Below are 10,262 nucleotides of genomic sequence, written 5' to 3' on the forward strand. Positions count from 1 at the left end.
TATGATGAGAAGAATATATAAAATTTTATTTTGCATTGCACTTGCCGGTTTTCAGGGTTGCAGTTTCCTGGAAGTAGAAAAATTCGGTAAAAGCGATATAGAAACCTTTTTTTCGGATGTTGACGGATTACGGTCCGGATTGGCGGGCTCTTATCGTTTGTTGTATAATTTCTATGACGGAGAATTTTCTGAATATCCTGAGGTTGCGGCTGACATGTTGTATTTATCTAATTCAGAAGGAGTAAGTATTGCCGATCAGTATAATTATACTTCCGATCCGGCTCAGGAAACCGGTGCTGTGGGGTATATCTGGAGAGATGGATTGGAGATAATAGGGAATGTAAATAATATATTGCAATATGCTCCCGATTTGAAAGAAAAATATCCGGGAAATGCGGCAGAGATAGAACTTATTCGGGCTCAGGCTCTCTATATTCGGGCATTAGTTCATCTAAACCTTTGCTGCTGTTATGGTCAACATTATACTTATACGCCTGATGCCTCACATTGGGGAGTCCCCAATCTCTCTATTTTGCCCAGTGCGAATGACCCTGTGTTGCGGGCTTCGGTATATGATGTTTATAATAAACGTATTATCCCGGATTTGGAAGAGGCTATAGGAATTTTCGGATCTACGACAATGGATTGTTATCATGCTTCTGCAACAGCATGTGAAGCTTTGCTTGCCAGAGTATATCTTTATATGGAGCAGTGGCAAAAAGCAAGTGACTATGCGACAACGGTTATTGCTAAAGTTCCTTTAACCTCGTATGAAAATTATGTCAATATGTATGTTAATATAGAAACTGGGAGTGAGGCTATATTCCGGTTAAACGGTTTTCGGGCTTCAAAAGATCTGTGGAAATTTTATGATCCTGTGTCTCCTATCGCTCGTCCGGCAGATACATTATATACCTTTTTTGACCAACCTGACGATATTCGTCTCGAATTGCTTTATGATACGAAAGATGAAGTCAAAACTAAAGCATGCCGTAAATTTTATGTAGCTAAAGATGTGGTTGAGGATGACAAGCATTATGATCCGTTCGTTTCGAGGGTGTCGGAGATGTATTTGATTAGAGCGGAGGCGAATTGTTATCTTCCCGGAGGAGAAACAACTGCGGCAAATGACATCAAAGCATTGCAGGCAAGGGCTTTAGGAAAACAGCCTTCGGAAATTAATTTAGTTTATAGCAGTGTCGAAGATTTACTGAAATTAGTTGAGAAAGAACGTATTAAAGAGCTTTGTTTTGAGGGGCATAGATTGTTTGATATTACTCGGAAAAAACAGAATATGGTGCGTGAATCAAGTACGAATTCTATCGTAAAAATAAAAACTTATCCTAATGATTGGTTTGTGTTACCTATACCTATGGATGAGATTGAGGCCAATCCCGAGATACAGCTTAATCCGGGAGTTAATTATTGATTGATAAAATTTAGTAGTTATAGATATGAAATTTGTAAAAATATTATTTCTCCTGGCTGTAGCTATTGTACTTTCTTCTTGTTCTAAAGATGAAGAACCGTTCGATCATCCTTTTATTTATATTGCTGATGCACAGGGAGGATCATCTGCTGTTATAGACTGTGACGGTACTTTTGTCGCTACTTATTATGTGTATATGAGTACGAAAAAAATTGCAGAAGATGTCACGGTTAATTATGAACTTGTCGTAGGAGACGGTTTACAGGAAGGTGTTGATTTTAGACAAGTATCTCCCGGTTCTTCTATCGTGTTTCCTAGCGGTGTATATGAAAGGCCTATTCGTATAGAGTGGTTGAATCACATGATTGAAGCTGGGAAAAATAATACGGTTAAGATTGTATTGAAAAGTAACAGTAAGAATTTTACTATCGGATTTCCGGGACCGGATCACTTGAATAGTGAATATACGATTACCAAGCAAATACCATTTTAAATTGTTTAATGAGAGGGTTTTCCTCTATAAAAAATTGAGTATGAAGAAGTTATTTTTTAATTTGCTCTTATTGAGTATGTGCAGTGCATTATTTGTTGCCTGCTCTGATGATGACAATGACGGGGATGTTACCGCTGTTGTCGGTTTAAAGTCTTTCGGGTTTTATGCCGAAGATAATTCTGCTTTGGCTGAAGATTATATCGTTCCTGAAATCACAGGGGATATGAGAATAGCTGTACCTGCTAATACGGATATTTCAGCTTTGGTTGCCCGATTTACGACAGAAGATGGGAATGAGGTGAAGATAAACGGCGTGTTGCAAGAAAGCGGAGTGACTGCTAATGATTATACTTATCCGGTTGATATTATTGTAACGGATACCAAATCGAATACTTCGAAAAGTTATGTAATTACTATTGTGTTCCAATCTCCTAAAATATGGAAAAAGATAACCGATTTTAACCCTACATCAGAACTTGCCGGAGATTTTGCGATGAAAGTGAATCCGAAAGATAATATGCCTTATATTGCTTATACGGTAGATGATAATGGTTCTGATAAGTTATGTGTTGCCAAATGGAATGGTTCTGCTTTCGAAAATGTGGGTGCAGAAAATTTCTCAACGGCAGTTTCAGGTGGTATAGATATTGCTTTTGATCCCGATGGTATTCCTTATGTATTATATATAGATAAAGATAACGGAACTGCCGCAACTGTTATGAAATATACGGGTGGCAATTGGAGTGTCGTTGGAAATCCGGGATTTTCTATTAAGGCCAACGCTTCTTCTGGAACGACATTAGCTATCGATCCTCAGACAAAAAATCCGGTTGTCGTTACCATATCCAATAATGCTTCAGCCGCTATTGCTCGTCGTGCTCCCGAATTGTCTTATTTCAACGGGTCAAGTTGGGTAACGGCACAAGTATTTACCGGACGTCCGGGAGTGAGTGGCACGACTTATGCTGCTTTTGTTCCTGTAGCCACAACTTATGGAAATAGTGTTTATATTGCAATGTCGAATAACGGTGCCGGCTATTCTTTGTACAAATTTACGAATGGTACGATCGCTCCGGTAGTTGAAGGAGGATTCCTTAAAGAAGGTGCGACTTCAAACGGTATTAAAGATTTGTCTATAGATATTGATGGTAATGGTAATGTATTTCTTTGCACTGTAGATAATGCGGATACGGAAGACGGAAATCCAAGATTGTTTAAATATAATCTGGAATCGGGACAATTGGCTATAGTAGGTGGCGCGATAAATAATGTTTTTGAATCGCACAATTTTTACAAAGTCGCTGTCGATGCCCAGAATACGCCGTTTGTGGTTTATCGTGATTATAAAGGACTTAAGAACTCGTTCGTTATCAATCTTGATAATACGACCAAACAGTGGAGCGATGCGTTTGCCTTGAATACAGCTTCTTCAGAACGTGCGTTTGTCGATTTCAACAGTAATAACGATGGTTTTATCGGTGTGCTTATGGAAGAAGGCAATGTGATAGAACTTTATACTTATGCTGATGCTGATTAATTGTCGATAAATATTAATAAGTGAAACAGGAGCATAGCTACATCTATGCTCCTGCTTTTCTTTCCGTTTAGAATAATGTTGCAACTAATATTGAAATAACTTTGGAAAACATCTCGTATATTGCTATTCTTATATGATTGATTTAATAAAAAAAATACTTCTGCTATTCTTTTTGATCAGTGGTACACTGTTTTCGGTCAGTGCGAAAAAAATACCGCAAAATCCGAATCTTATCAAGGGAAAATTATCTAACGGGTTGACATATTATATTTATCCTAATGATTATCCGAAAGGAGAGGCTATATATCGACTTTTTATAAAGTCGGGATCGGTATTCGAGACGGAGGATCAGAAAGGGTTAGCACATTTTCTTGAACACATGGCTTTTAATGGGACAACACATTTCCCAGGAAATTCCATGATTCGTTTTTTGGAATCTCATGGTGCGAAGTTCGGAAAAGATTTGAATGCCCATACTTCGATGAATGAAACTGTCTATAAATTACAGCTTCCTTCTTCAGACCGACAGATGGTCGATAGTACTATTACGATTTTAGCCGATTGGGCGGGACATTTGCTGCTTGATAGCTTGGAAATAGAGAAGGAGAGAGGGGTAATTTTGTCTGAGTGGCTTTCCAGAACCGGACCTGAAAGCGAGATTGGTGAGGCATTTTTGATGGAAATATTGAACGGTTCGCGTTATTCGAAGCGAAAAACAATTGGAGATACAGCAGTTATCCGGCATTTTAAACATGAAGAAATTAAAAATTATTATCGAGATTGGTATGCACCTCGACTTATGGCTGTTGCTGTTGCCGGAGATGTAGACTCGGAGTATGTAAAAAACTTGATTGTTGAAAAATTCGGTTCTTTAAAAAATGGATCTGTAAAAGAGATACCGAGTTATGCTATTGATGATTATGATAGCGTATCGGTTAAGAGAGTTGCTCACCCTTCGTTAAAAAAAGAGGAGTTGAATATTATTCGCCTTTTGCCGATGCCTGATCCGGTGCAAACCGAAAAAGATTATAAAAATTATTTACAGCGGGCCATGCTCAACAGATTGACAAAAGCTCGTTATAATGCTCTTACTTTTGATGATGTCCCGTTTAATGGGGCGAGTTTGTCCCATTCTTCTTTTCTGAATATTAAAGGAGGACTATTTGCTTCCGTTGAATTGATTCCGGGAAAAATAGGAGCCGGTATTACAGAATTTGCCAGAGAAACCGAGCGTATGGTTCGTTATGGTTTTTCCAAGAAAGAAATAGATAAAGAAAAAAAACGGCTTTTAAATACATTGCGTCGTAGGGCAGAGTCTAAAAATCCGGAACAGTCTTCTTCTTTTATCGAGGAAATGTATCAAAATTTTTATATCGGTCATCAAATATTTACCCCGGCCGAAGAGTATCGTATGGCAAGAAAATTCATAGCACAAATAGACTCTTCGATGTTGGTAAAACAGTTACAAAAATTAGAACGGTCGGCATTGCCGCACTATCTGATTACTTCATCCGAAAAGAATAAAGATGAATTTCCGGATGACCGAAAACTCCTTTCGATCTTTGAACAAGTGAAAAAAGAAACCCTTGCTCCTTATGTCCTGCAATTTGAAGTGCCTGATCAATTATTACCGGAAAAACCGGGAGGTGGGAAAATCGTGGGACGTAGAAGTATTGACGAGATCGATGCTCAGGAGTTGATCCTGTCTAATGGTGTAAAAGTGATTTTTAAGAATAATTCTTTAGATAAAGACCGGATCGTGGTTAGCGGTTTTCGTAAAGGCGGCCTTTATGCATTAGACTCGACACGTTATGTTTCGGGTATTTTTTCAGGATCTGTAATTCCATTGAGTGGAGCGGGTGAATTTTCGAGGGATGCCCTTAGTTATTTCTTGTCAGGTAAAGATGTTTCTTGTCGTTTCTTGGTGGAGAAACACCGTTCGGGTGTTATAGCGACCTCTAAGATAGATCAAATGGAAACGATGTTCCAATTACTTTTTTTGAGGTGGACTCAACCTAAAGTCGATATGGATTTATTACGGCAGGTGATGGATAAGAGCATCGAAAAATACCGAACGATACGTAAAACCGATGCGGATTTATTTAATATGGAGTTAAGAAACATTTTACGGACTCCTGATTATACCGATCGGGAAATATCGGATACTATTATTGAGAATGAAGTAAAAGCCGAATGGCTGTTGCCGGCTTATAATCATTGTTTCGGTGCGGCGGAAGGGTACACTTTTATCATTACTTCAGATAACTCGTTACAAGATATAGAGCCTTTTATCGAAACTTATCTCGGAGGATTGCCGACCGGAGAATCATGCATGGAATATGTACATAAAGGTGGTAAAATTCCTGTTGAACCGGTTGTTTTTAGCCGCAAAGCCGGAGATTCACCCAAGGCTGTTGTTTCTTTGATATTTCAGCAAGATAGTATTGACGGGAATATTATGGATCTGAATTTAAAGAATGATGTAGCAAAAGGAATTCTGCGTATGAAATTGTTGGCAGTCTTAAGAGAAAAAATGGGAATGGTTTACAGTGTTGGGGTATCGGTCGGAGCTACTCAGCATCCTTCGGCCTTATGCCGTGAAACGATAAGCTTCAGTTGTTTGCCAGATAATGTGCAGGCATTGGTCGATAGCACTTTTCTCGTTATCGGAAATATGTGTGATGATCCGGACTCTTTTTCTGGTGAATTGGAAGATGTTAAGACGAATCTTATAAAAGATTGGAAAATAACAAAGCAAAGAAGTTCTTTTTGGACTACGCAGATACGTAATACATTGTATAATAATATTCCTGATTGGAAACATATAACGGATTATGAAGCTCGAGTGAAGAATATAACAAGTGAAGATGTCGCAGATCATATTCGCAAATGTTTTTTGAAAACTCCGGTTGTAAAAGCAGTTCTATTACCTAAAGACGATAAAGAATGAAAAGCATTAAATATTTCCTATTTCCTGTATATTTAGCCTGTTTTGTGCCCTTGACCGCACAGAATATTATATCGGGAAAAGTTTTTTTAGATAAAAATGGTAATGGTATTCAAGACCGATCGGAACACGGAATAAAGGCTGTTCCGGTATCGAATGGAAGAGATGTGGTTCTTACGGATAAAGATGGAAACTTTTCTATATCGGTAGTGGACGGAGAAAGCCTTTTCCCTATCTTCCCTTCAGGATACACTTCTTCGTCCGGAGATATAATCAGAAGTTCCGATTTCCTTTTTAAAACAAGGCAATCGAAAGATAAAGTGGATTTTGCTCTGAAGAAAGAAAAACAGCCGGAACATTTTACATTGGGCGCTATCGGAGATATACAAATGGGAAATCCTCAAGAACTTGATTATGCTAATCAAACTATTATACCTGAACTTGCCGGGAGAAAGGATATTCAGTTGGCTGTATGGTTGGGAGATTTGGTAAATAACCGTCTTGAACTTTTCGAAGATGTACGTGAGATGATTCGTTGTACGGAAATACCATCTTGGGTACTTCCCGGAAATCATGATCGGATTACGAACGGATATACATTACAAGACTCTCTTTTTAATTGTTATTTCGGGGCTTCAGCTTATGCATTTAATTATGGAAATGTCCATTTTATTATTTTAAATAATGTAGCTCCGGATAGTAAAAGAGGGTATAAGGCACGTATTTCCGATCGGCAGATGACCTTTATAAAAAATGATTTGTCTTATGTACCGAAAGATCGTTTTGTCGTCTTTTGTCAACATATACCTTTGGTGCATACCGAGAATATCGAAGATCTGAAAACTTTGTTAAGTGGGAGAAATAAGTTATTTGCTTTGTCGGGACATACTCATAGAGTCAGCCGGCATTTTATACCGATAGGAAATGCTGTAATGCAGGAACTGGTTGCCGGTGCTACTTGCGGACATTGGTGGGTCGGAGAGAAAGACTGGCTCGGAGTTCCGTCGGCTTTAATGCAGTGCGGTGCTCCTCGTAACTATTTTACGATAGAATTTTCTCCTGATGATTATCAGATACATTTTAAAGGAGTCGGTTTGGATTCTGAAAGGCAAATGGATATATGGGTGCAAGGTTGCGATACAATAGATCGGCATGTGAAAGATTTTCGAGAGTTTGCACGAGGAGAGATTTTTGCTAATATATATGGAGGGTCGGATAGTACGGAAGTTAGTATACAAATAGGCAATACTCTACCTGTTCGTATGGAAAAAGTTGAAGTAACAGCACCTACGGTTACCAGACAAAATCAGTGGTATAAAGATAAAATATATCCTACAAAAATAAGCCGTAGGAGTCCTTTACGGAAAAGTGCATCTACACATTTATGGCATTTTAGATTGCCGGAGAACCTTATGCCGGGTATATATCCGATACGTATCGAGGCGAAAGATACTTATGGGTTTTCTGTTTCCGGTGTTCGAATAGTTCGTATCGAAGATCCTGATACTCCATTCGATTGGAGAAAAAGGCGTTAAGAGTTCGTCTAAAATATTATCAGCTCGTCTTTACGTTTTCTTCCGGGCTATAACGTTGTTAACGGTGTCGGTACGGTTCTCCTCTTGAAAGGAGAACCGGCTATTTATGAGGATATTTTACCCGGATCAGATTTAGATGGCCTTTAAGAGCTCTATATATAATTTGAGTAGGTTCGGTAAATCGAGATTAACTCCTCTATTATGTTTGGCTTTTGTTTATAATAATCGGATATTGATCTTTTATCTCTTTTGTCTATGACTAAAGAATCGGTATCCTCGTCATATTTTATATAACTATTGAAAATTGAGTTACCGTCTTGTATGACGATCTTTTTTGAGGAAAAATATAAGTTGGATAATGTTAAGATCAGTTCATCATCGAGTAAACCTAATTGCATTTTCATAAGAGTGTCGAAAGGAGAACTTTTTCTGTTAAGAATGGAATAGTTGTTTTTTTTCCCGTTCCAAGCAATATCTCCATTATAAATTTCAATAGTCGGTTGATCGGTATATACGATTATCAATTGATAGAAAGGTGCGTAATCTTCATAATTCAATGTTGCGGCAAAAGCTAAAGCGCGAAGAGTCGATTGTGGATTATAGATATATAAGCCTATCCTGACCTTTTCTTTTTTGATTAATATCTGCTTTAGTCTGAACGATATTAATTGATACCAAGCTTCTGTATTGGACAGACAATTGATACTTTTCTCCAATGCTTCAGTAATTCGTTTTTCTTGAGAAGATTCTCCTATAAAATAATAGCGCTCATAGCTGTTGCCGTCCAGTCCTTTGATCTCGGATATAAGCATTTCATTGTTATATCTAGGGTCATCTGCAAATATACCATATTTATAAATAGTGGGTATCATCCAGTTTCCAGCACTTAGTTCGGCGTCGAATTTTTCAGGATATCCGGCTTCACTGGCATCATAATTTGCTTTTTTACACAAAGCGATAATCAATTCTTCTTCTAAGTGCTGGGTATATTCCTCCTTCGTTTCATATGAATCGGTTTCGTTTTCAAAAATATTACTGGTTATAAGTCCTATTTTTTTAATTAGTTCTGTATCGCTCATTTTTTGCCAGGTAAAGACAGATGCATACGGATATATGATTTTATGAGTAGAATCCATATATATCATTACATAATCGGAAATATGGGCCTGAGCGCACAATGATTCGAATGTTTGTCTAAACAATTCCCTTTTTTCTTTAGTATAAAAGAGATTGAGCGAATATGTTCTTGGAAAGTGTCTGTCAAAAATGTTAGGAGGTAAAGCTTGTTGTTCTTCTATGGAATAAGGGATAAATGAGACCGGATCGATTTCGATTTTATATCCTTTAATTGCATAGGTCGTGTTATTGACAAGTTCAGAAAAAGCCCTTATTATTTCAGACCAGTGAGTAGAAATAATTATAATGCGAATTTCTCCGTCTTTAGCTTTATATTTTTGTTTTATAAGTGCATGGTATTTAAGAATTTCTGTTATAGTATCTCTCGCCGAGTTATTAGCCCTTTTAACTTCGATGATAACAAAATTGTTGAATACGTCTTTAGCCAGAATATCAATGAAGCCTTTGCTACCGATGTGATCGGGCAAAGGGAATTCTGTTCGTATCAATGATAATTCCGGAGCAATGAATGAGAGGTTTTGAGCCAACCAATTTCTTATCGTATCTTCAATATTATTATACTGTCTGTTACTCATATTATATGGTTTATGATAGAAAAATATTAGAACTCATATTCCATTTCAGAATAAAAGTCTTTGACGTCTATTTCTCCTAAAAAACGAGGAGGTATGTTTTTTATTAATTCATATTTCTCAATTAAGTATTTTTTGTTTTCTTTTTTTTCTCTCCAAGGTTTTCCCAGACTTGACATCGAATTAAAGAAAAATAGAGCCTGTTCATAAGTTGTGAGTTGTGCTCGATACATTTTCGCATAAGATTTTTTTGTTGAAAGTCTAAATAAGGGCATTCGTCAATATATTTTATAAGTTCTATAAATATATCTGAAATAGTAGCCTGATTTAGATTGATGTCCTCCGTAAAATACGATCTTATCGGTATTTAGGAAGTGCTTTTTCGGAGAATTAAATTTGTTTGTGAATATAATTTGTCTGTTTCGACTTTTCTTTAATACAATTAAGTATTAGGTATTGTTTATTTAAGATTTGCGGAGAGGGAGGCTCTCGAACCTACATATTCAAAAAATATCATAAAATTGCAAATTACTGATAATCATATACTATTTGGAGTGCATAGTAAATCTAAATCTTTCTGAATATCTTTTGCTATTCCAAATATTGGGTGTA

7 protein-coding genes are annotated in these 10,262 nt (G+C 37.2%); 5 read left to right on the forward strand and 2 right to left on the reverse strand.

What is annotated here, in order from left to right; genetic code table 11:
- Window position 1 precedes the first annotated feature (1 nt).
- The 5 genes from AC0UMU_RS03020 (at window position 2) to AC0UMU_RS03040 (ending at window position 7,941) form a co-directional block, all read left to right on the forward strand.
- Window positions 2–1,429 carry a RagB/SusD family nutrient uptake outer membrane protein gene (locus AC0UMU_RS03020; protein WP_039927639.1) on the forward strand — a complete coding sequence of 476 codons (1,428 nt, stop codon included), beginning with the start codon at window positions 2–4 and terminating at the stop codon, window positions 1,427–1,429.
- A 25-nt stretch (window positions 1,430–1,454) separates the two neighbouring features.
- The gene (locus AC0UMU_RS03025; RefSeq protein ID WP_009317201.1) at window positions 1,455–1,922 is read left to right on the forward strand and encodes a hypothetical protein; all 468 of its coding nucleotides are present in this window, start codon (window positions 1,455–1,457) and stop codon (window positions 1,920–1,922) included.
- A 40-nt stretch (window positions 1,923–1,962) separates the two neighbouring features.
- Window positions 1,963–3,459 carry an SGBP N-terminal domain-containing protein gene (locus AC0UMU_RS03030; RefSeq protein WP_278715285.1) on the forward strand — a complete coding sequence of 499 codons (1,497 nt, stop codon included), beginning with the start codon at window positions 1,963–1,965 and terminating at the stop codon, window positions 3,457–3,459.
- 133 nt (window positions 3,460–3,592) lie between these two features.
- Window positions 3,593–6,409, forward strand: coding sequence for a M16 family metallopeptidase (locus AC0UMU_RS03035; RefSeq protein WP_288641400.1), 2,817 nt, complete (start codon window positions 3,593–3,595; stop codon window positions 6,407–6,409).
- Complete coding sequence (locus AC0UMU_RS03040; protein WP_278715279.1) at window positions 6,406–7,941, forward strand: calcineurin-like phosphoesterase C-terminal domain-containing protein; 1,536 nt, start codon at window positions 6,406–6,408, stop codon at window positions 7,939–7,941. Before AC0UMU_RS03035 ends, AC0UMU_RS03040 begins: the two co-directional genes overlap by 4 nt.
- A 152-nt stretch (window positions 7,942–8,093) precedes the next feature.
- On the opposite strand, the gene AC0UMU_RS03045 is transcribed toward AC0UMU_RS03040, so the two are convergent.
- Together AC0UMU_RS03045 and AC0UMU_RS03050 are read right to left on the reverse strand one after the other, a co-directional pair.
- A complete protein-coding gene (locus AC0UMU_RS03045; protein ID WP_288641402.1) occupies window positions 8,094–9,653 on the reverse strand; it encodes a PDDEXK family nuclease in 1,560 nt (519 codons plus the stop codon).
- A 26-nt stretch (window positions 9,654–9,679) separates the two neighbouring features.
- On the reverse strand, window positions 9,680–9,925 hold the full coding sequence (locus AC0UMU_RS03050) for a putative phage abortive infection protein (protein ID WP_278715273.1): 246 nt from the start codon (window positions 9,923–9,925) through the stop codon (window positions 9,680–9,682).
- Window positions 9,926–10,262 lie beyond the last annotated feature (337 nt).

Source organism: Coprobacter fastidiosus, from assembly GCF_982245605.1.